Consider the following 20,735-nt stretch of genomic DNA (forward strand, 5'->3'; position numbering starts at 1 on the left):
CCTCCCAAAATTGAGGCGCATCCAAATCGGATGCGCCTCAATTTAATTTGAACTTAAAATTACTCTTCAACTTCTTCTTCATCGCGTGCTAGCCAAGTAGCAAGCCGTTCAATCGGGATTTCAAAATCAGGATTTAGGTCAACAAACTCCTGTAGCTTTGCAGCTAGCCAGCCCAAAGATACTTCTTCGTCACCACGTCGGTTTTCCAACTCTTCGATTCCACGATCAGTGAAGTACATAGTTACCCTCGTTATTCAAATGCTTGCGAAACAAGTGCTGCCTGTTCAACTTCATGGCGGTGATGTGAACCAACTGCTGGCGAAGATGATGAAGGACGGGAAACTAGCGTTAATGTGCGATTGATTACCGGTGGCAGATTTAACAGCATGAAACCGCCAGCCCCTTGGTTGCGTGGCTCCTCCTGGACCCAACGTACCTCTTTAAGATTCGGGAATGAAGCAATTTCTGGAGGCAGCGTTATTTGCGGGAGCGGGTAGAGGCGTTCAAGTCTGATTATTGCCACATCCTTACGACCTAGCTTTTCGCGCTCGGCGATTAAGTCATAGTAGACCTTGCCACTGCAGAGTAGCACCGTAGTAACTACTGATTTATCAACCGAAGTATCTGGCAACATCGACTTGAATGAGCCTGATGTGAAGTCTGCGACTTTGGATGTTGCATATTTAGCCCTAAGCAATGACTTTGGCGTGAAAATAACTAACGGGCGAATCAGCGGCGAATAAACCTGCCAGCGCAATAAGTGGAAGTACGACGCAGGAGTAGATGGCATTGCAACAGTGATGTTGTCTTGCGCGCATAGTTGCAGGAATCGCTCAACGCGAGCCGATGAATGGTCTGGGCCTTGACCTTCGTATCCATGGGGGAGCAACATTGTTAGGTCGCTTCGCTGAGCCCATTTTTGTTCACCAGAGGTAATGAATTCATCGATGATGGTTTGCGCGCCATTCACGAAGTCACCAAACTGCGCTTCCCACATAACTAACGCATCTGGTCGGATAACTGAGTAGCCGTATTCAAAACCTAAGGCGGCAAATTCACTAAGCAATGAGTCATAGACCGATAACTTTGCGTCACCTTCGTAGCACCGCTTCAAGGGCTTGTATTGCCAGCCAGTTTCTTTGTCGACAATTACCGCATGGCGATGACCAAATGTTCCGCGACGACTGTCTTGGCCGGCCAGGCGGATCGTCTTTCCTTCGGTTAGCAAAGACCCAAAGGCGAGTGCCTCGCCCATGCCCCAATCAATGGTGTCCGCGGCAATCATTTCGGCCCGCCGCTGCAATTGTGGGGCCAACCGTGGATGGACCGTGAAGCCTTCTGGCATTTCGAGTTGACTTGCGACAACTCGATCTATTACCTGCTTAGTAATGGCAGTAGGAACTTCGCTTGGCGGTTGTTGCGGAGCCAAAGTTTGTTGACCAGTTGCAATGACCTCGCTCACTTCAGAGCTGAAGTCCTCGTGAGATGAAGACTTAGTTTCTTGGAAAACTAGCTCAAGCTGGTCTTGATAGTGCTTTACAACTTCATCAGCTTCTTCGCTGCTGATGTCACCGCGACCAATAAGTGCTTCGGTGTAAAGTTTGCGAGTAGAGCGCTTGTTATCAATAATTTCGTACATCAATGGCTGTGTTAAGGAAGGATCGTCCGCCTCATTATGGCCGCGACGTCTATAGCAGACCAGGTCAATCACAACATCCTTGTGGAATGCTTGGCGGAAGTCATATGCCAGTTGGGCAACCCAAATAACAGCTTCTGGATCATCGCCATTTACATGTAGCACAGGGGACTGAACCATGCGCGCCACATCCGAGGCATAAACACTCGAGCGACTGTACTTCGGTGAAGTGGTAAAGCCAACTTGGTTATTGATAATGAGGTGGATTGTGCCACCCACTCGATAGCCCTGAAGTTGACTGAACTGCAAGGTTTCAGCCACAACCCCTTGGCCAGCAAATGCCGCGTCACCGTGCATCAAAATTGGCAAAACAGAGTACTCGTTTTTACCTAACCTATCTTGCTTGGCTCGAACAATACCCTCAAGCACCGGATTAACCGCTTCAAGGTGTGAAGGATTGGCTGCCAGATAAACATCCACTGCTTTACCAGATGCGCTTTCAAAGCGACCTTCGGTACCTAGGTGGTATTTGACATCGCCAGAGCCTTGGACCGATTCCAGACCATAGTTTCCTTCAAACTCATTGAAGATACGTCCGTAACTCTTGCCGGCAATGTTAGCTAATACATTTAGTCGGCCACGGTGTGGCATGCCAATACAAACTTCATGTAATTGGTCTTCAGCGGCTGACTGGAGAATTTGATCAATTAGCGGGATAGTACTCTCGCCGCCTTCGAGGCTGAATCGCTTTTGGCCAACGAATTTGGTTTGTAGGAAAGTTTCAAAAGCTTCGGCTTCGTTTAGTTTGCGCAAAATTCGCAGTTGTTCTTGGCGGTCCAATTTGGCGTGCGCCCGCTCGAATCTCTCTTGGATCCATTTGCGTTGCTCAGGATCTTGGATGTGCATGTATTCGACGCCTATTGTTCGGCAATATGCGTCTCGAAGGATGCCCAAAATTTCGCGAAGCTTTGCAAAGGGTTTACCGCCGAACCCGCCAGTAGCAAATTCTCGATCTAGATCCCAAAGAGTAAGTCCGTGACTTTGAATGTCCAAATCGGGATGAGTGCGTGCTTCGTAAGTTAATGGATCAACGTCGGCCATCAAATGTCCGCGCACTCGATAAGCGTGGATCATCTGTTGCACTCGTGCCGTTTTGTCTAAAACATCATCCCTGGTGGCGGCAATGTCCTCAGCCCAACGTATTGGCACGTAAGGAATGCGCAAGGAGTGGAAAATGTCGTCATAAAAGTTGTCAGCCCCAAGTAGAAGTTCGTGCACTCGTCGCAAAAAATCACCTGATTGCGCACCTTGAATAACTCGATGATCGTAAGTACTTGTCAAGGTCAAGATCTTGCTTATTGCATTTCGAGTGATTGTCTCTTGTGATGCACCTTGCCACTCGGCTGGATAATCCATTGCGCCAACAGCAATGATTAATCCTTGCCCAGGCATCAGGCGGGGGACTGAATGCACAGTGCCAATGGTGCCGGGGTTGGTCAGACTGACTGTTATGCCTTGAAAGTCTTCTACAGTAAGTTCGCCTTTGCGCGCCTTCTTCAAAATTGCGTCGTATGCATGCCAAAATTCAGCGAAATCCATGTGCTCAGCTGATTTGATTGCAGGCACCATCAGTTGCCGGGTGCCATCTGGCTTGGCTAAATCAATAGCAAGACCCATGTTGACCTGTTGGTTGCGCAGGATTGCGGGCTTGTCGTCGATGGTGGTGTATGAGACGTTCATGTCGGGCATCTCCGAAAGCGCCCGAACAACGGCGTAGCCAATTAGGTGGGTGAAACTGACTTTTCCACCGCGAGCTCGCGCTAAGTGATTATTCATGACGATTCGGTTGTCAATTAAAAGTTTGGCCGGAATAGCTCGAACGCTGGTTGCGGTTGGAACACTCAGGCTGGCTTCCATATTTGTAACTACTCGAGCTGCCGGGCCCTTAAGTTTTTCTGGCCCCACTTCAACAGCAACTGACGCTGCTGGAGCGACTTTCGTCTGCTCATCGCGCGGAATGGAGCGAACCGGAACCTCAACTTTTGCCACGCTTGGCTCCGGTATCGAAGTAGTTTGAGCAGCAACAGGATTTGTCGGCGCACCTTTAGTGGAAACAGACTTTTGTTCATTGGTGACAGTTGCTACAGGAGCGGCGGGATTTTGTGGATCGTATGTTTCAAAGAACGACCACCAGGCGGAATCGACTGACTGCTTATCTTCCAAATATTGCTGATATAGCTCATCGACGAGCCAGTCATTGGCTCCGAATGGACTGCTGGTCTGATTAGACACTAAAGCGGCCTTCCTCATTGATTGCCTATGGGTTAAGCGTACTCGCTAATGAATATCTGTAAATATGCGCACTAGATAAAACTGGGGCAAAGTTGAGACATGACACCCGATTCACCTACATTGCTCTTGGACCAAGTTGCAGTTATTTCGGGCGGTAGCCGAGGTATCGGTTTTGCAGCGGCAACGGGGCTAGCCAAACTTGGCGCCTGCGTGGTGATTATTGGCAAAACAGATGAATCAAGTCAGAGAGCTGCAAACTCTCTAGTAACTAAAGGTTTTGACGCCGTTGGACTAGGCATCGACGTGAGTAATCAAGATGAAGTCAGCACAAAAATCGGGGGCCACCCGATAGCAGGCAGGGCAGACTTACTAATTAACTGTGCCGGCGTCATGAGCGAAAAAATGGCCAAAACTTTGCGGTCATCAACCTCCGAATGGGATCGGGTTATGTCGGTTAATTTCAATGGCACACTTAATCTCATTCAAGCAGTTGCACCAAACATGGTAGAGCGCAGGTCAGGTCGCATCATTAATGTATCCGCATGTTTGGGCAGGTTTACTGGCCCAGGGCTCGCTGGAGGACTCGCTCCATACCGGGTCTCAAAAACAGCCGTAAATGCGTTAACAAAAAATCTCGCTGCTGAATTAGGAAGCGGTAAGCGAGGCATTTTGGTTGATGCAATGTGCCCGAATCACACCCGAACTGACATGGGTGGTCCTGATGCGCCACGCAGCCCCGAAGAAGCGGCTGACACCATAATTTGGTTAGCGACCAGAGCTCATACCGAAGGGATTGAGACGGGGTTACTTTGGGAAGATCGACAGATTGTTCCCTGGTAACTAGTCGGTTCGCAAAGCAAAGTCAGCTTTATCGGCAATTTTGTGTCGCTGAAAGTAAATCTGTTCCATTTTTTGCCAAGCCAACATCTGCGCTTTTAGTTCTTGGCCGTCGCGTTCCAACACCCTGTTGAGTAACTGCCTATGTCCAGATTCAACCCAAATCCTGACGACAGCGCTTGTGGAAATATCTGGATGCAGTGCACCGACACCCTCGATGATTACGATGTCAGTCCAAGGAATCTCGCGCCAAGTATCAAACTTTTCTTCGTGCCAGTTGTACTTCTGGTAGCGAATTGATGCATGTTTTCGAAGCGGAGTCAGGATCTGATTATTTATCCGCGAATAAAGTTCTTGGCTGAGCGGATTTTCCCAGCCGGAATACAGGTCATCCATTGAAATCACAGGACTTTTTGCTAAAGCAATTGCTAGATGGTGGGCGAAAGTAGTTTTACCTGAACCGGCAGGACCATCAATTAACACAACACGAACTTCGCCGCACTTTGGTTGTGCAGCGAGCACTTCACTTGCTATGGCCGTTAATGCTGACATTCAGATCAGCCATGTCCGATTTGCGGTACTGCTTCGCGAAGTCCAATTCGCCCCCACTTTAACCAGCCGCGAATTGCGATGGCAGTGAAGAGTAAATACAGCAAACTGGTAAACCATAAATTCTGCGTTGCATATTCAATCGCGTAAACCGCATCCACAACAAACCAGAGAGCCCAAGTTTCTCTATATTCCAGCACCATAATCACCTGGGCTACCACACTGAAAATTAGCCCAAAGGAATCAGGCCATGTGGCAGCAGCTCCTAACTTGGCGAGCAGGGGAGCCAGAACCAGCCAAGCGAAAAGCCCACTTAGTCCAACTGATAAGTATTGGCGCTTTGCCCCTGATCGTGGCTGCGCACCCTTGGGTCCCCAGCCAAGCCAACCCCAAATCGCAGCAGCAATGAATACGATCTGCAAAATAGCGCTTGCATACAATTTCCATTCAAAGAACAACCAGGCATATAGTGCGCTACTAATTGCCCACCAGGGCCAGGTCCAAACTTTGCCTGTGGTGCCAAGCCAGACACCAATCAATGAGGCGATAACCGCAATGAATTCCAAGCGGGAAAGTTCATAACCCCACAAAGTCAGTAGTGGTTGCATTAATACGTCGTTAGTAGATTGCAGAAATTGCATATTTGTCCTCCTCAGGCTGGCATTACCCAGCCGGTGTGACGGTCGGTGAAATTCACCCTCTCAGCCAATTGGCTCCCGTGTCTTAACTCCTTAACCTTAATCCAAAACAAGTAGATGTGCTTAGGTCTGTTGTTCCCTGATAAAGTCGCAGGGACTACCATCGTGCGACTCGCCCGCATAGCTCAGTGGATAGAGCGTCTGCCTCCGGAGCAGAAGGTCGTAGGTTCGACTCCTACTGCGGGCACTGTACAGGGCGACACGATTACATATATGGTTGTTGGTTATGGCTTCCCACCTCGGCAAACTCGGCAATCGTCGAGTCACAGGTAAAGAGCAGTTCTACACTCCACTGGAAACAGCCGAGTGGGTTGTTGAAACTGTTTTGAATGAAGTATCCGATGCCCGCAACAAAACTTGGCTAGAGCCGAGTGCTGGATCTGGCGTCTTTTTATCAGCGTTGGCTAAATTTGGCATCAATGATGTGCTGGCCATGGACATCGAGCCAGCACATCCAAAAGTTAAGCGGGCAGACTTTCTGACGTGGGAAAGCACAAACTCAGACTTGGTAGCTGTTGGCAATCCTCCTTTTGGGCGGAACAATTCGTTATCAATTCCGTTCTTTAATAAATCAGCGCAACTTTGTTCAACCATTGCCTTCATCGTGCCTAGGTCTTGGCGCAAGTGGAGTGTGACCAATCGTCTGTCACTAGATTTCACTTGCACTTTCGATGAGGATTTAGCAGTTAACTATGTTGATGTGCATGGCAAGGAAATTTATGCCAAAAACAATTTGCGCACTTGTTTACAGATTTGGACCAAGACATCAACTCGTCGTGAAGTCGTCAGCATTGCCGACAACGGCTTTGTTGAAAAAGTAGATCCTACGCGCGCCGATATTGCGTTGAAGGTGTTTGGCTATGGCTGTGGCACGGTACTAACAGATTTTGAGCGAGTCCCAAACACCACTTTGATGTTTTTGAAAGTCAATGATGGTCGCGCAGTCAAAGCTTTACGCGAAGCGCCACTGAGCAAATATTTCAATAATGTTGCCTATACCGAAGCTCTGGCATTCACCGAAGTCAATGATGCCTTGAATAATGTTTTGAGCCCTTCTTAGCACTACTTGGCAAACGGTTTCATAGGTGGACATTTTTCACCTGGCGCGATTATTGGCTCGAAGTGCCACCACTCATTCTTGTATGTCCGGCACAAACCGAAAGTATCGCTATTCCAGCGAAACCAAGTTTTCGCTTGTGGGGACGAAAAGTGAACATCAATAGCAACTCCCCAGACATGCATAGATTTCTCTGGTGGCAGCACCCAGCGACTGGCAATCTTTGGATCTTTGTATTGCCGCAGTGCTTTTTGATACATCTGTTCTTGCGTATCCCAGCTGCGCCAGCCACTTCGAATGCCGATGCTGTGGCCTAACTGTTTAGCGGCAGTTCGGGCAGCCACGAATCGGTTTCGTAACATCTGATTGATTTTTGCAGGTCGTTGGTCCCCATGTTTGATAGGTCCGCGGCCAAGGTTTAAGGTGCCTTTCGGGCATTTGACTTCGCTCACTTTTTCTGGAATTCCAGTGGCGATAGGGGCGCAGACAAGTGGGGCTGAAACTGGGCCACTAGGACTTGGGGTCGGGGATGGGGTCTGGGCGCTAACTGGAGCGGTAGCTATTAGGCAGAAAGTCATGGCAATTAACAAGAAATTACGCTTCATTGGCTACCTCCATTTCTAAAGTCTAAGCAACGCAAGCTCAGTTGCCGAGACGGGTTGACGATTGCGAAGGGCACACAATAAAGATTGGATAACAATTCAGCTGGTTAAATTTGTTGCATATTTGTGGTTTTGTCACAGGCATAGTGTTAAATAAACAACATGCCAAAAAAAGCAACGGCGCAAGATACTGTGCTCAAGTCGTTGCGCAAGATGTTGGCTTCGGGGCGCCTCAAGCCTGGCCAGCAAATTATCCAAGACGCCCTAGCCGCTCGACTAGATGTTAGCCGGGTACCCGTTCGCGAGGCATTGAGAATTTTGCAAGCTGAAGGGCGAGTAATTCACGATCCGCACCGAGGATATTTTGTTGCCGAACTTGACACTTCCGACCTAGAAGAGATTTATGCACTACGCGCAATCCTTGAAGATGCAGCGTTGCGGGCCGGAGTACCAAAAGCCACGGCAAAAGAAATCGCAAGCATCAAACAATATCATGATGAGAGCTTGGTCGCTTCAAACAAGGGTGATGTCATTGCAATGGCAACATTCAATCGGAAATTTCACCTTGCAATCTTCAGGCTGTGCGGGCAAGAGCGACTTATTTCAATGATTGAAAACCTCTGGGACTCGCTAGATGCATACCGCGTGCTATTTCTTGGCGATGAAGATAACCGAACCTCGACCAATGAGGAACATGGCAAAATGCTTCTGGCGCTCAAGCAAAAAGACGTTAAAGAGTCCATTAGATTACAGGCTGTGCACCGCGAACATGCGCTAGCAGGCATTTTTGTGCAGATTGCTAATCGCGCTAAATAAGTCTCAAATAAATTACTTTCGCTCCATCGTCTAGGCTTATGCCTTATGACACCACAAGATTTGGCGAAGCACATTAAAGCTGCGGTGCTTTCTGCGATCTCAAGTGGTCAGCTAGCCCTTGATCTGACTGAAGTTCCCAGCCAGATTGTTGTCGATCGGCCAAAAAACCCGGAACACGGCGATTGGTCCACCAATATCGCAATGCAACTTGGGGGCAAAGCAAACAGTAATCCCCGAGCTGTTGCTGAGATTCTCTCGCCACTTCTCCTTCAAATTGACGGGGTAACAAAAGTCGATATTGCCGGCCCTGGCTTTCTGAACATCCAGCTTTCGTCAGCAAGTCAAGGCGAACTTGCGGTAACAGTGCTGGCACAGCGAGAGAAATTTGGACAAGGTGAATTATTTGCTGGCCGAAAAATCAACATTGAATTTATCTCGGCAAATCCGACTGGACCCCTGCACCTAGGGCATACTCGATGGGCAGCAGTGGGTGACGCAATTGCTCGGGTGCTTCGGGCGCAAGGCGCAGAAGTCGTTCGTGAATTTTACATAAATGACCGTGGTGTTCAGATGGATAAGTTCGGTGCATCAGTTCAGGCCCGCGCGCTGGGCAATCCAGTTCCTGAAGATGGTTATCACGGGGCTTATATCGATGATCTGGCCAAGCAAATTTTGCAAGAGCAGCCAGAGATTTTGAAATTGAATGGGGATGAACAATTAGTGGCGTTTCGAGAGGCTGCCTACAAATTGCAATTGGCCCAGCAACAATCAGTGCTCGCTGGATTTAACACAAATTTCAATGTTTGGTACTCCGAACGCTCGCTCCACGAGTCAGATGCAGTAAGTCGCGGTTTCGATCAACTGCGGTCTCAGGGTCATGTGTTTGAACACGATGGAGCAACTTGGCTTCGCACCACCGATTTTGACGATGACAAGGATCGAGTCTTAATCAAAGCAGATGGCGAGTTAACCTACTTTGCGTCTGACACCGCGTATTACGTGGATAAGCGAAACCGCGGCTTTGACCTTTGCATCTACTTACTAGGTGCAGACCATCACGGCTATGTCAACCGGCTCCGAGCGGTAGCGGCCTGTGCTGGTGATAATCCAGATTTGAATATCGAAGTCCTTATCGGCCAAATGGTGAAAATGATGAAGGATGGGGAAGAGGTGCGACTGTCCAAGCGTGCAGGCAACATCATCACGCTTGAAGACTTGGTGGAAGAAGTTGGAGTAGACGCTGCTCGGTATTCCCTAATTCGATATCCGGTCGATTCGCCATTGACTTTAGATCTAGACCTGCTAATTCAACGGACAAACGATAATCCGGTGTATTACGTTCAGTACGCACATGCCCGTATAGCATCGGTTCTTCGCAATGCTGCAGAGTTGGGAATAATTGGCGCTGATCCAAGTCTTTGGAACTCGGCGGATTTTGATCCCTCGTTACTCACTCATGAGCGCGAGGGCCAGTTACTTGGTTTACTTGCTGACTACCCTCGAGTTGTCACCAGTGCTGGCGAACTACGTGAACCACATCGAATCGCTCGGCACTTAGAGGAGGTCGCCACTGGTTACCACCGCTTCTATGACGCATGTCGAGTGCTACCACAAGGAGATGAACCGGCGACCGAATTGACGATCGCAAGATTGTGGTTGTGTGCGGCAGCTAGGCAAGTTATTGCAAATGGACTGGACTTGCTCGGCGTTTCTGCGCCCCAGCGAATGTAGCCAGAAACACTGAACCCATGTTTGGCGAATCAGTAATCTCTGGAACAATAGTTAGATGCCCTCTAATCAAAATGAGTTAGCGCCGAATGTTTGGCCGCAAACTGCTGCCCGCAACTCTGACGGTGCTATTGAGGTTGGCGGAGTGTCGGTAATTGATTTGGCCCGTCAGTACCAAACGCCTCTATATGTTTTAGATGAAGCGGATATCCGTTCCCGGGCCAAGGCCTATCAAACTGCATTTAACAGTGGCGAGGTTGAAACTGAAGTTTTTTATGCGGGCAAGGCATTTTTAGCAACGAAAGTGATTAGCTGGATAGCTTCCGAGGGCCTGAGCATTGATGTCTGTACCGCTGGGGAACTGGCTGTGGCCTTAAAGGCGGGCGTATCCCCGGAAAGAATACTTTTTCATGGCAACAATAAGAGCATCGATGAATTAACGCAGGCAATTCAACTCGGCATTGGCCGAATTGTCGTTGATAGTTTTCAAGAGATCTTGCGTTTAGCAGCTATTGCCAGCGAGCATGGCGTTACAGCGCAGGTCCTAATTAGATTGACGGTGGGCGTTGAGGCACATACTCACGAATACATAGCGACTGCCCACGAAGATCAGAAATTTGGCATCTCTATCGCAACAGGGGCTGCCTTAGAAGCAGCAAAACTGGTTATCGAGTCCGATTCATTGTCTTTACTCGGACTACATTCCCACATTGGTTCACAAATTTTCGATGCCGATGGTTTTGAGATAGCTGCGCATCGAGTTATTGAAACTGCAGCAAAGATCCGTGATGAGTTTGACTTCACTATTTCGGAGTTAAATTTAGGTGGCGGGATGGGGATTGCCTACCTAGCTGAAGATGACCCTTTGCAGGTTGCACAGATGGCGCACGCGCTTCATGAGATTGTCATTTCGCAGTGCCAACAGTTGAATTTTCCAGTTCCGCGCTTGTTGATTGAACCAGGCCGAGCAATCATTGGCCCAGCAGGCATTACCGTCTACGAGGTCGGAACAATCAAACAGGTTGATGTGTCTGATACGCAAACTCGACGCTACATCTCAGTTGATGGTGGAATGAGCGACAACATCCGCACCGCCCTGTACGAGGCGCAATACACGGCAGCATTGGCTTCACGCACGACAAACTCAATGGCGGTGGCATCACGCGTAGTTGGTAAGCACTGTGAAAGTGGCGACATTGTTATTCAAGATGCACAATTGCCAGCGGATATTGAGGCGGGAGATTTGCTCGCGGTCGCTGCAACTGGCGCTTACTGCCGAGCGATGGCGAGTAATTACAACTACATTGTTCGACCAGCAGTGGTTTCGGTTTGCAATGGGATTAGTGAAATAGTCTTGCGCAGGGAAACATTAGCCGATCTTTTGTCCCTTGACCCCGGAGCTGAGTGACAGCTCGCTGTTCAATCCAACATGACCAATACTGTGAACTTTGATCCAAGCAAAAAATCTGTTGCGGTAATTTGCTACGCCCCGATTAGCGATGAGAAATTGCTGACAACTCTGAAACAACTTTTTTCGCTTCGGCCAGCACACTGGAGAATGTCATTACAACTACTGCTTGATCGACCATCAGATTCACTTCTAAAATTAATTGAATCACTTGGCCTAGCGATAACTGTGGTACCCGTTAAAAGTAGTCGCAAATTAGCAAAGTCGAAACGGTTCGCTTTGCAAAACATCTCAAGGGATGTTGAAGCAATTATTTGGTTGGATGGGCGAGTGAATCTCAACTCTGCGGCCTACAACCAGTTAAATAACTTCAGCACGAGTTATCCCAGTGCAATTCTGATTGGCCAGTTCTTGGACAAATCTAAGTCCCTGGTTTTGGCAGGCGGATATCAGAAGTCTCACCTTCCAATCTTTGGCAAGAGAGCGGTAATGGCCGATAAGTTACCCGTCGATGTGACTGCCTTTGACAGCGCCTTAGTTTTTATTCCGAATGTGGTATTCAACAAAATCGGAAACCTTGGAACCAGAGCGAGTCCTGCTTCAGCAAATCGAAACTTCGTGCGGCGGGCCAAGCGTGCGAACTTTCGTACCCTGGTGTTACCTGGAAGTTTTGGCGACTTTCAGTAGTTTTGTGGGATCAAATAAGCGCACACTTAAATCATTGGATATGGGCGGCAAATCTGGTCTCCTTTTGGTCTGATTCGAGCCTTTCTGACAGACTTAGAAGCCAAAGCAAGTAACAAAGGAGTCATGATGTCTGCGCCAATTAAAATTGCGCTGCTCGGTGGTGGCACTGTTGGTCAGTCGGTAGCCAAGTTACTTGTCCAAAGTTCTGCGGATTTAGCTGCCCGCATCGGTCGTCCCGTTGAACTCGTGGGCATTGCAGTTCGCGATATCGATAAGGCGCGGCCGGGAATTGATTCATCATTAATTACCGCCGACGCACACAAACTTGCTGCTTCTGGAGCAGACATCGTGGTGGAAGTAATAGGTGGAATTGAACCAGCGAAAACTTTAATCGAAACCGCAATTTCAAATGGCAGTTCAGTAGTTACCGCCAATAAAGCTTTACTTGCTGTACACGGTTCCGAGCTGCATGCCCTTGCCGTAGCCAAGGGCGTCGATTTGTTTTACGAAGCTGCAGTTGCAGGGGCGATCCCGTTACTTCGACCACTGCGTGAATCATTGGCTGGCGATAGGGTTCGTCGGGTCCTTGGAATTGTCAATGGCACCACAAACTTCATCCTGAGCAAGATGTATGACGATGGTGCTAATTATGAAGATGTATTGGTCGAGGCGCAGGCGCTCGGTTATGCCGAGGCAGATCCAACTGCGGATGTAGAAGGTTATGACTCTGCTGCCAAGGCAGCAATTCTGGCTGGTCTGGCTTTCCATAGCAAAGTAACTATTGATGATGTTGCTCGCGAAGGAATGACAAAAGTCAGCGCCCTGGATATCGCAGCAGCAAAGTCGCTCGGCTGTGTCATCAAACTGTTAGCAGTAGCGGAACTGACCGATGATGATAAAGGCATTATTGTTCGCGTGCATCCAACTATGGTTCCGGCGAGCCACCCGCTCGCTAGTGTGCGCGATGCCTTCAATGCCGTATTCGTCGAAGCAGAGGCTGCTGGCCAGGTCATGTTCTATGGTCGTGGCGCTGGCGGTGATCCAACTGCAAGTTCAGTGCTTGGTGACATTGTCGCTGCCGCTCGCAATAAAGTTGCTGGCAGTGTCGATCCTGGTCAAAGTGACTATGCCGACTTGGAAATTCATGGCATCGGGGAGGCAAAGACTTCCTATTACCTGAATTTGCTGGTTGCCGATGAATCTGGAGTTTTGGCAGCAATTTCCAGTGAGTTTGCCCGCCATGGTGTTTCGATTCAGGCAGTGCGCCAGGACGATAATGGCCATGCCGCGAGTTTGATTATCCGTACCCACGTGGCAACAGATCAAAATCTGCAAGCGACCGTGGAAAGCTTGCGCAAAATGCCAGAGGTGCGTGATGTACTCGGTGTTATGCGGGTTGAAAGCGGGGGAACTGCTTAATGGCACATCAGTGGCGTGGAGTTATTGCAGAATATCGCGATCGGTTGCCAATTAATCCAGAAGATGTGGTGGTCACCCTTGGCGAAGGCGGGACCCCGTTAGTTCCTGCTTGCGAAATCTCAGAACGTACTGGCGCTGAGGTTTACTTAAAAGTAGAAGGAATGAATCCAACAGGATCATTTAAAGATCGCGGCATGACCATGGCCATCACGGATGCGCTGCGACATGGCTCGCGCGCTGTAATCTGTGCTTCTACTGGCAATACCAGTGCTTCTGCTGCTGCCTATGCGGCAAAAGCCGGGATGAAAAGTGCTGTTTTAGTTCCGCAAGGAAAAATTGCAATGGGGAAGTTGGCCCAAGCTGTGGTGCATGGGGCAACCATCTTGCAGGTAGACGGAAATTTTGACGACTGCCTAACTTTGGCTCGTGACCTTGCCCAGCAGTATCCGGTTGCATTAGTTAATTCAGTAAACCCAACACGCTTGCAAGGGCAAAAGACTGCCGCTTTTGAAATCGTTGATGCACTGGGTGACGCGCCGGATATTCACTGCTTGCCTGTTGGCAATGCTGGCAATATCAGCGCTTACTGGATGGGCTTTACTGAGTATTTCAATGACGATGTATCTAGCAAGCGACCACAAATGTGGGGATTCCAAGCTGCTGGCGCTGCCCCATTTGTTGCTGGACACCCGATCGAAAAGCCAGAGACTTTGGCTACCGCAATCCGGATTGGAAATCCTGCCTCCTGGGATTTCGCAGTTGCAGCTCGAGACGAATCGGGTGGTCTAATTGACAGTGTCACCGATGAGCAAATTTTGCAGGCCTACCATTTACTTGCCGAACGTGAAGGTTTTTTTGTTGAGCCAGCCAGTGCTGCAAGTGTGGCTGGACTAATTCAACAAGCGGAGCGCGGACTTGTTCCAGCTGGTGCAAAAATCGTTTGCACAGTCACCGGCAATGGACTGAAAGATACGCAATGGGCATTAAATGATGCGCCTGATCCTGTCGTAGTGCCAGTTGAAGTGCACCGCGCGGCTGATGCACTAGGTCTGGCCTGATGTTGGCGCGCGCGCGGGTTTCAGTTCCGGCAACTAGTGCAAACTTAGGTCCAGGTTTTGATTCGTTGGGCATTGCATTAGAGCTTCGTGATGTGGTGACTGCTGAGGTTGTAGCTAATCCAGGTGTACGAGTCACTGTTACCGGGGAAGGCTTGCAAAAACTACCCACAGACGAAAGTCATCTGGTAGCAAAAGTTTTACTAGAAGCACTTGACGCTTTAGGTTCGTCGGTTACTGGCCTTGACATTACTTGTCAGAATCAGATTCCACAGGGCAAAGGTTTGGGATCTTCCGCGGCTGCAATTGTTGCCGGACTGGCTTTAGCTCAAGCACTGATTTTCGATGGCAATGTGGATCTCGACTGGGTTTTCACCCAGACAGCAATTCGTGAAGGGCATCCCGATAATGCCGCAGCCTGTGTTTACGGCGGGTTGACTATTGCCTGGACGGGACAGATTCCACAGAGTCGCAAGCTTGATGTGATACCTGAAGTTCAAGCAGTAGTAGGAATTCCAAATTCCGAACTACTAACCGAGAAGGCACGAAATCTACTTCCAGATAATGTTCCACACAACGACGCTGCTTTCAACGTTGCCCGAAGTGCCTTGTTGATTGTTGGCCTGACCCAAGATCCATCGGTTTTGCTTGAAGCTACTGACGACCGACTGCACCAGTCGTATCGGACGGATGCTTATCCTCAAACTATTTCCGCCGTATCTGCGCTGAAGTCTGCTGGAGTTGCTGCCTGTGTTAGTGGAGCAGGTCCAGCTGTACTAGCGTTTGCAAGCGTCGAGCAAGTTGCGGATGCGCACAAAATTCTTGGGGGACTGGGATTCACCAGCCAAAAGTTGGAAATTGCTCATTCGGGCTTGCTAGTTGACTAGCTAAAACTGCCGAATTCCTTATGTTTTTTGCCAATTGCCCCCGATGTTGGCAATTCCAGATGACTTGGTGCTAAGGTTGGGTGTCGGTGAAAATCTTTCGCCAATGTTCCCTCGAAATCCCAACGATTTTCGTTGTTGAACTGTTCACATCCACATCATTAAAAGGACACATACGTGACCGAGACAGTTGCCCCTGATAAAGGGCTAAGCACGATGCTATTGCCAGAACTAAAGGCATTGGCCACGAAACTAGGCGTCGAAGGTGCCACTGGAATGCGCAAAGCAGACCTGATTTCGGCAATTTCCGCCAAACAGTCATCAGGCGGCGCTCGCCGCTCAGCAAAGCGGGATTCAGGTGCGCCAAAGAGTCGCACCAAAACTGAATCTGCTCAGGAAGAAGTAAGCGAAGCACCAGTTGCGTCAAGCGATGGCGAGGGCACGGATGGCGATAATGATCGCCGTGGCCGCAATCGCGACCGAAACAACCGCAATGACCGCGAATATCGCAATGAATCAAATGACCGCGGTGATCGTAATGATCGCAACAACCGCGGTGACCGTAATGATCGTGGCCGGGACCGTCGCGGTCGAGACCGCGGTGACCGCGGTAATCGCCGTGGTGGAAATGATTATGAAGTTGAAGTATCAGAAGATGACGTACTGCTACCGGTTGCTGGCATCGTTGACATCTTGGACAACTACGCCTTCGTTCGCACTTCAGGCTATTTGCCGGGGATAAATGACGTTTATGTGTCAATGGGCTTGGTTAAGCGCTTTGGTCTGCGAAAAGGTGACGCCGTAACTGGGCAGGTTAAGCAACCGCGCGAAGGTGACCGTCCACAAAAATTCAATCCCCTGGTAAAAGTGGATTCAGTAAATGGCCAAGAACCCGATGAAGCACGCAATCGAGTTGATTTCGGCAAGTTAACCCCGCTTTACCCACAAGAGCGGCTGCGCCTGGAAACTTCACCAACCAATATGAGCACTCGAGTCATTGACCTGGTTGCACCTATCGGTAAAGGTCAGCGCGGACTAATTGTTTCGCCACCGAAAGCCGGCAAGACCATAATTTTGCAGGAAATCGCAAACGCCATTACCGAAAACAACCCAGAAGTTCACTTGATGGTTGTGCTAGTTGATGAGCGTCCCGAAGAAGTTACCGACATGCAGCGCTCCGTTAAGGGTGAGGTTATTGCCTCAACCTTTGATCGCCCTGCTGAAGACCACACCATGATTGCTGAACTTGCGATTGAGCGCGCGAAGCGCTTAGTCGAAATGGGTCACGATGTTGTAGTTCTTCTTGACTCAATGACTCGCCTTGGTCGTGCTTACAACCTTGCTGCTCCAGCATCTGGTCGAATTCTTTCCGGTGGTGTTGACTCGGCAGCCTTGTATCCACCGAAGAAGTTCTTTGGTGCTGCTCGAAACATCGAAGAGGGCGGTTCACTAACAATTCTTGCTACCGCACTTGTTGAGACTGGTTCTCGAATGGACGAAGTCATCTTCGAAGAGTTCAAGGGTACGGGCAACATGGAACTTAAACTCGATCGTCGCCTTGCAGACCGCCGGATCTTCCCAGCTGTAGACATTGAGTCTTCGGGCACTCGTCGTGAAGAAATCTTGATGGCACCGGATGAACTAAAGATTATCTGGAAACTGCGCCGGGTCCTTCACGCGCTTGATCAGCAGCAGGCAATTGAACTTCTGCTCACTAAGTTGCGCGAGACCAAGAGCAATCTCGAGTTCTTGATGCAGGTCCAAAAGACTATGCCAGAAGTGCCAAATGGCTTGCCTAACGAAGATGTCTCAAACATCGACTGGATCTGACCTCCAAGCAGATCATTCAAGGCTGGGGCCCCGCCTTTGTAAGGGACATGCAATACTTTTACACCAGCCGCCATCTCAAACTGCTTGGCAGCAATGTCCTGCCCAGTTCCGATACCAGCGCTACCCATAGTGACCTTTTCGGGCTGCGCCTTTGCCAGCGCGATCAATTCCTTCACACTGTTCACAGGCACCGAAGGGTGAACCATCAGGATGTTTGGCTGATTGACTAGACGGATGATCGGCGCGAAGTCTTTGAATGGGTCAAAGCCGGTTCTTTTAAACAAGTGGATGTTTGCAGCCAAAACTCCGGAACTTGTGACGAATATCGTGTTGCCATCTGGGTTGGTCTTTGCGACAAATTCTGCGGCAATGTTTCCAGAAGCGCCGGCGCGGTTATCTACAACGAATGGTTGCCCCAATGAGTCAGTAAGCCGCTTAGCGACTAAGCGTGCCACCATGTCAACGCTTCCCCCGGGTGGAAATGGCACAACGACCTTGACCGGCCCGGTAGGCCAAGTTTGAGCTGATGCAACCCCAAAGCCTAGGATCAGGAAAAACAAGACGCTTAGGCGTAAGTATTTGATCATGTGGGAACCCCTTGTTGTTAATGTAAGAAAGGAAGTCGACTTAGATTTTTAAGCCTGTTTTTGCTTTTCGAGCACATTGAGGATAACCTGAGTCGTGCCCATTATGTCTGGGTACTTTTCCCCAGCATCAATACGGGCGAGCGTGCGCTTTTCGTCCTCCATCATCTTTAACGCGCGGCGGACTGAGTATTCGATATCCTCTGGTGGCATGACCAGTATGCCGTTCTCGTCAGCCAAGATAGCGTCTCCTGGATTAACTGCCACACCACCGCAACTGACAGTAACGCCAAATTCACCGCCAAGTCCTAAAGTCTTAACAGTCACAGCTGAAGTCCCACGAGACCATACAGGTACACCATACTGGCGCAATTCACCCAAGTCAGTGACCAGTCCGTCAACGACTATGCCAGCCACCCCAGCAGCCCGAGCTGCGTACGCAACTGCACCGCCAAGCGAGGCAATCGACATGTCACCGCAGCGGTCGATTACGATGAAATCGCCCGGGCGCGCCTGACCAACGGCATAGTGAACCATTGCTCCATCCATGCCGGGAACTCTAATGGTGATGGCGGTGCCTGCAACGCGACGATCCTGAAAAAGTGCACGAATGTCAGGGCACATAAACCCTGTATAGCGAAAGTGTCCTATCACTGCGGGCTCCGCTTGAACTAGAAGTTTTAACAACTGCGGATCGATGGCTGCTGGCAGTGGATTTAATTTGTACATTGAATTATCCTAAAAGTAGTTTCACCAAAATTTAATGAATGATAGTCTGAGCAATGTCACAGCGCATGTCATCAAACTTTCCACGAAGTGGTCGGTGCTCAGCTAGGGGCATTTAAAGGGGTCTGTAATATGTCGCTGAGTAAAACTACAAAAGTGGTTGGTTAGTTACTGGTATAAACGCTATTTAATCCGTTAAAAATATGATGCAGTACAACAAGTTATTGATCACAGTAGCACTACTTTTTGCTATTCAAACAGTAGCGGCTCTTTCTCTAAGCATTCCAAAGTCATACCAAATTCAGCAAAGAACGCCAAAAGATTGAATTGTGTGGAACTTGGGCTAGTAAGCTTCCACAGCGGTCGGGCGAATTTTGTGTAGACACGCAGCCAGTTTGGAACAAGGAGAAGGGAGATATTGAAATTTCAAAGGTCAATATTTTGAAGCTTACAACTGCTGATGGCAAAGAGTTGTCAAGCACTATCGCTGGGACTCTAAACAGCACCTTACTCACGCTATTGGATGGAACTTCTGTTTACCACGTGCCCGATATGGTGGGTAAAAAGCTAGACGCGATTGAAGTTCAAGAAAATAGTTTTAAATTGATTTTTTAATTTAATTTAAACCTCAATGCTTGCAACTGGCATTTCCCCAATTCAGTAGACATTTAATAATTTCTAAATTGAATTGGAGTGAAAATCTTGAGCATCACTGCATGACTCAAATGATAAAGACCGCAACCGTGCAACACACTATTCCCCTCTTTCCACTCTCACATGGCCTATTCCCTGATGGGATGCTGCCACTTCAAATTTTTGAAGTGCGCTACCTTGACCTTATCAAAAGGTGCCACCACCAACAACAGCCGTTTGGAGTGGCATGGATTAAAGATGGCAGCGAAGTCCAAGTTCCAGGTCAAGTGCCTTCTATGCATAACTTTGGTTGCATGGCACATATTAGAGAGTTTGATCAAGTCCAACCCACGTTCTTTAGGGTCTTATGCCAGGGGGGTTTGCGCTTTCAATTACACAATGTGCAACCCGGACCATATGGGGTATGGCAAGGAAGCGTGACCTACATAGCGCAAGACCCAGAAGTTGAAGTGCCCGCAGCCTCGCAGACCCACGCTGACAGACTTGGCAAAGTTATCGCGTCTGCACAGCAACAAGGCGTCATCAACAAGCTACCTATCTTTGCGCCTTACCACTTGGATCAATGCGGGTGGCTGGCAAATCGCTACGCGGAAGCCATCTCAATTAGCTCTGAACAAAAACTCCAACTCCTTAGCGAATTAGATCCTTTGAAGAGGTTGGAATCAGTAGTACTCTTGATGCAGGAATCTTGAAAAACCTAACCAAACACAGAGCGCTACGTTCATCTGAAATGAAATTTTCGGAACACTCGATCGCTGACCACTGACACGCTAATTGTTAAATTTACAAATGTCTTAGAAGAGAAATGCGCGCACCAAAATCACTCATTTCTTTCAAAGCTCGAGAAGTCCTATTAAAAAAAAGACTCCAGTAAAAATTATCGAATTAGGCCTGCCGCTCTAGGTAGCACCAAACATATTTCCGGTATACAAATAATCAAACCCAAACCCACAAACAAAGCACCCATGTAAGGTACGTAGGTTCTAAAGTGCTGCCCCACAGACAACCCTGCAAACTTTAATGCCATAAGCAAACCCACACCCATGGGCGGCATAAATAAACCAATACCTACTGCAGCTGTTTGAACAATATTAAAGTGAATAGGGTTGATGCCAATCTGTTCAGCTATTGGAAAAACCACAGGGATCAACACAACTGCCGCAGGCAATCCTTCCAAAATCATTCCAAATAACATGGTTATGAAAGCAGTAGCCACTAGAAAAAGCCAATGATGCGACTCGAGTGGTTTTAAAATCTCAGCCAACATTTGCGG

The 20,735-nt window shown here is 48.9% G+C and carries 20 protein-coding genes and 1 tRNA gene; 13 read left to right on the forward strand and 8 right to left on the reverse strand.

Annotated elements, in window-relative coordinates; all coding sequences use genetic code 11:
• Window positions 1-59 precede the first annotated feature (59 nt).
• Window positions 60-239: a hypothetical protein gene (locus EBS36_05365; protein ID NBU32579.1), complete on the reverse strand. Its 180-nt coding sequence runs from the start codon at window positions 237-239 to the stop codon at window positions 60-62.
• Between the two features lie 11 nt (window positions 240-250).
• Window positions 251-3,928: a multifunctional oxoglutarate decarboxylase/oxoglutarate dehydrogenase thiamine pyrophosphate-binding subunit/dihydrolipoyllysine-residue succinyltransferase subunit gene (locus EBS36_05370; GenBank protein NBU32580.1), complete on the reverse strand. Its 3,678-nt coding sequence runs from the start codon at window positions 3,926-3,928 to the stop codon at window positions 251-253.
• A 99-nt stretch (window positions 3,929-4,027) separates the two neighbouring features.
• Between EBS36_05370 and EBS36_05375 the strand changes: the two genes are divergently transcribed.
• On the forward strand, window positions 4,028-4,768 hold the full coding sequence (locus EBS36_05375) for an SDR family NAD(P)-dependent oxidoreductase (protein NBU32581.1): 741 nt from the start codon (window positions 4,028-4,030) through the stop codon (window positions 4,766-4,768).
• On the opposite strand, the gene EBS36_05380 is transcribed toward EBS36_05375, so the two are convergent.
• Window positions 4,769-5,317: a hypothetical protein gene (locus EBS36_05380; GenBank protein NBU32582.1), complete on the reverse strand. Its 549-nt coding sequence runs from the start codon at window positions 5,315-5,317 to the stop codon at window positions 4,769-4,771.
• Between the two features lie 5 nt (window positions 5,318-5,322).
• Window positions 5,323-5,922, reverse strand: a complete 600-nt coding sequence (locus EBS36_05385) for a nicotinamide mononucleotide transporter (protein ID NBU32583.1) — start codon at window positions 5,920-5,922, stop codon at window positions 5,323-5,325.
• A 204-nt stretch (window positions 5,923-6,126) separates the two neighbouring features.
• Here EBS36_05385 and EBS36_05390 point away from each other — a divergent pair.
• Both EBS36_05390 and EBS36_05395 read left to right on the forward strand, forming a co-directional pair.
• Window positions 6,127-6,199 (forward strand) — tRNA-Arg (locus tag EBS36_05390).
• A 39-nt stretch (window positions 6,200-6,238) separates the two neighbouring features.
• On the forward strand, window positions 6,239-7,072 hold the full coding sequence (locus EBS36_05395) for a hypothetical protein (protein NBU32584.1): 834 nt from the start codon (window positions 6,239-6,241) through the stop codon (window positions 7,070-7,072).
• A gap of 2 nt (window positions 7,073-7,074) precedes the next feature.
• Here EBS36_05395 and EBS36_05400 read toward each other — a convergent pair whose 3' ends face one another.
• Window positions 7,075-7,674 (reverse strand): hypothetical protein, encoded by a 600-nt coding sequence (locus tag EBS36_05400; GenBank protein ID NBU32585.1) that lies wholly within the window; start codon window positions 7,672-7,674, stop codon window positions 7,075-7,077.
• Window positions 7,675-7,833: 159 nt separating this feature from the next.
• Here EBS36_05400 and EBS36_05405 point away from each other — a divergent pair, with 159 nt between their 5' ends.
• The 8 genes from EBS36_05405 to EBS36_05440 all read left to right on the forward strand — a co-directional run bounded on the left by EBS36_05405 (window position 7,834) and on the right by EBS36_05440 (window position 17,498).
• The gene (locus EBS36_05405) at window positions 7,834-8,487 is read left to right on the forward strand and encodes a GntR family transcriptional regulator (protein ID NBU32586.1); all 654 of its coding nucleotides are present in this window, start codon (window positions 7,834-7,836) and stop codon (window positions 8,485-8,487) included.
• A 45-nt stretch (window positions 8,488-8,532) separates the two neighbouring features.
• Window positions 8,533-10,218 (forward strand): arginine--tRNA ligase, encoded by a 1,686-nt coding sequence (locus EBS36_05410; protein NBU32587.1) that lies wholly within the window; start codon window positions 8,533-8,535, stop codon window positions 10,216-10,218.
• A gap of 55 nt (window positions 10,219-10,273) precedes the next feature.
• Window positions 10,274-11,623 carry a diaminopimelate decarboxylase gene (lysA, locus tag EBS36_05415; protein NBU32588.1) on the forward strand — a complete coding sequence of 450 codons (1,350 nt, stop codon included), beginning with the start codon at window positions 10,274-10,276 and terminating at the stop codon, window positions 11,621-11,623.
• Between the two features lie 21 nt (window positions 11,624-11,644).
• Window positions 11,645-12,310 carry a hypothetical protein gene (locus tag EBS36_05420; protein ID NBU32589.1) on the forward strand — a complete coding sequence of 222 codons (666 nt, stop codon included), beginning with the start codon at window positions 11,645-11,647 and terminating at the stop codon, window positions 12,308-12,310.
• A gap of 123 nt (window positions 12,311-12,433) precedes the next feature.
• Window positions 12,434-13,729, forward strand: a complete 1,296-nt coding sequence (locus EBS36_05425) for a homoserine dehydrogenase (GenBank protein ID NBU32590.1) — start codon at window positions 12,434-12,436, stop codon at window positions 13,727-13,729.
• Window positions 13,729-14,787 carry a threonine synthase gene (locus tag EBS36_05430; GenBank protein NBU32591.1) on the forward strand — a complete coding sequence of 353 codons (1,059 nt, stop codon included), beginning with the start codon at window positions 13,729-13,731 and terminating at the stop codon, window positions 14,785-14,787. Before EBS36_05425 ends, EBS36_05430 begins: the two co-directional genes overlap by 1 nt.
• Window positions 14,787-15,671, forward strand: coding sequence for a homoserine kinase (locus EBS36_05435; GenBank protein NBU32592.1), 885 nt, complete (start codon window positions 14,787-14,789; stop codon window positions 15,669-15,671). The genes EBS36_05430 and EBS36_05435 overlap by 1 nt, the downstream gene beginning before the upstream one ends.
• 213 nt (window positions 15,672-15,884) lie before the next feature.
• Window positions 15,885-17,498, forward strand: coding sequence for a transcription termination factor Rho (locus EBS36_05440; GenBank protein NBU32593.1), 1,614 nt, complete (start codon window positions 15,885-15,887; stop codon window positions 17,496-17,498).
• Here the strand turns inward: EBS36_05440 and EBS36_05445 are convergent.
• Both EBS36_05445 and EBS36_05450 read right to left on the reverse strand, forming a co-directional pair.
• Window positions 17,354-18,085 (reverse strand): tripartite tricarboxylate transporter substrate binding protein, encoded by a 732-nt coding sequence (locus tag EBS36_05445; GenBank protein NBU32594.1) that lies wholly within the window; start codon window positions 18,083-18,085, stop codon window positions 17,354-17,356. The genes EBS36_05440 and EBS36_05445 overlap by 145 nt on opposite strands.
• A 48-nt stretch (window positions 18,086-18,133) precedes the next feature.
• Window positions 18,134-18,811: an RraA family protein gene (locus EBS36_05450; protein NBU32595.1), complete on the reverse strand. Its 678-nt coding sequence runs from the start codon at window positions 18,809-18,811 to the stop codon at window positions 18,134-18,136.
• A 324-nt stretch (window positions 18,812-19,135) separates the two neighbouring features.
• Here EBS36_05450 and EBS36_05455 point away from each other — a divergent pair, with 324 nt between their 5' ends.
• Window positions 19,136-19,423, forward strand: a complete 288-nt coding sequence (locus EBS36_05455; protein ID NBU32596.1) for a hypothetical protein — start codon at window positions 19,136-19,138, stop codon at window positions 19,421-19,423.
• A gap of 101 nt (window positions 19,424-19,524) precedes the next feature.
• Window positions 19,525-20,154, forward strand: a complete 630-nt coding sequence (locus EBS36_05460; protein ID NBU32597.1) for a peptidase S16 — start codon at window positions 19,525-19,527, stop codon at window positions 20,152-20,154.
• A 185-nt stretch (window positions 20,155-20,339) separates the two neighbouring features.
• Here EBS36_05460 and EBS36_05465 read toward each other — a convergent pair whose 3' ends face one another.
• Window positions 20,340-20,729 carry a TRAP transporter large permease subunit gene (locus EBS36_05465; GenBank protein NBU32598.1) on the reverse strand — a complete coding sequence of 130 codons (390 nt, stop codon included), beginning with the start codon at window positions 20,727-20,729 and terminating at the stop codon, window positions 20,340-20,342.
• Window positions 20,730-20,735 lie beyond the last annotated feature (6 nt).

The sequence above is a fragment of the Actinomycetota bacterium genome (assembly GCA_009923495.1).
In the GTDB taxonomy this organism is placed as follows: Bacteria; Actinomycetota; Actinomycetes; order S36-B12; family UBA5976; genus UBA5976.

What these genes read in the sequence shown, in the direction of transcription:
- EBS36_05365 (NBU32579.1), bottom strand. Translation starts at nt 239, where the DNA reads ATGTACTTCACTGATCGTGGAATCGAAGAGTTGGAAAACCGACGTGGT.
- EBS36_05375 (NBU32581.1), top strand. Translation starts at nt 4,028, where the DNA reads ATGACACCCGATTCACCTACATTGCTCTTGGACCAAGTTGCAGTTATT.
- EBS36_05380 (NBU32582.1), bottom strand. Translation starts at nt 5,317, where the DNA reads ATGTCAGCATTAACGGCCATAGCAAGTGAAGTGCTCGCTGCACAACCA.
- EBS36_05385 (NBU32583.1), bottom strand. Translation starts at nt 5,922, where the DNA reads ATGCAACCACTACTGACTTTGTGGGGTTATGAACTTTCCCGCTTGGAA.
- EBS36_05395 (NBU32584.1), top strand. Translation starts at nt 6,239, where the DNA reads ATGGCTTCCCACCTCGGCAAACTCGGCAATCGTCGAGTCACAGGTAAA.
- EBS36_05400 (NBU32585.1), bottom strand. Translation starts at nt 7,674, where the DNA reads ATGAAGCGTAATTTCTTGTTAATTGCCATGACTTTCTGCCTAATAGCT.
- EBS36_05405 (NBU32586.1), top strand. Translation starts at nt 7,834, where the DNA reads ATGCCAAAAAAAGCAACGGCGCAAGATACTGTGCTCAAGTCGTTGCGC.
- EBS36_05410 (NBU32587.1), top strand. Translation starts at nt 8,533, where the DNA reads ATGACACCACAAGATTTGGCGAAGCACATTAAAGCTGCGGTGCTTTCT.
- lysA (NBU32588.1), top strand. Translation starts at nt 10,274, where the DNA reads ATGCCCTCTAATCAAAATGAGTTAGCGCCGAATGTTTGGCCGCAAACT.
- EBS36_05420 (NBU32589.1), top strand. Translation starts at nt 11,645, where the DNA reads ATGACCAATACTGTGAACTTTGATCCAAGCAAAAAATCTGTTGCGGTA.
- EBS36_05425 (NBU32590.1), top strand. Translation starts at nt 12,434, where the DNA reads ATGATGTCTGCGCCAATTAAAATTGCGCTGCTCGGTGGTGGCACTGTT.
- EBS36_05430 (NBU32591.1), top strand. Translation starts at nt 13,729, where the DNA reads ATGGCACATCAGTGGCGTGGAGTTATTGCAGAATATCGCGATCGGTTG.
- EBS36_05435 (NBU32592.1), top strand. Translation starts at nt 14,787, where the DNA reads ATGTTGGCGCGCGCGCGGGTTTCAGTTCCGGCAACTAGTGCAAACTTA.
- EBS36_05440 (NBU32593.1), top strand. Translation starts at nt 15,885, where the DNA reads ATGCTATTGCCAGAACTAAAGGCATTGGCCACGAAACTAGGCGTCGAA.
- EBS36_05445 (NBU32594.1), bottom strand. Translation starts at nt 18,085, where the DNA reads ATGATCAAATACTTACGCCTAAGCGTCTTGTTTTTCCTGATCCTAGGC.
- EBS36_05450 (NBU32595.1), bottom strand. Translation starts at nt 18,811, where the DNA reads ATGTACAAATTAAATCCACTGCCAGCAGCCATCGATCCGCAGTTGTTA.
- EBS36_05460 (NBU32597.1), top strand. Translation starts at nt 19,525, where the DNA reads ATGACTCAAATGATAAAGACCGCAACCGTGCAACACACTATTCCCCTC.
- EBS36_05465 (NBU32598.1), bottom strand. Translation starts at nt 20,729, where the DNA reads ATGTTGGCTGAGATTTTAAAACCACTCGAGTCGCATCATTGGCTTTTT.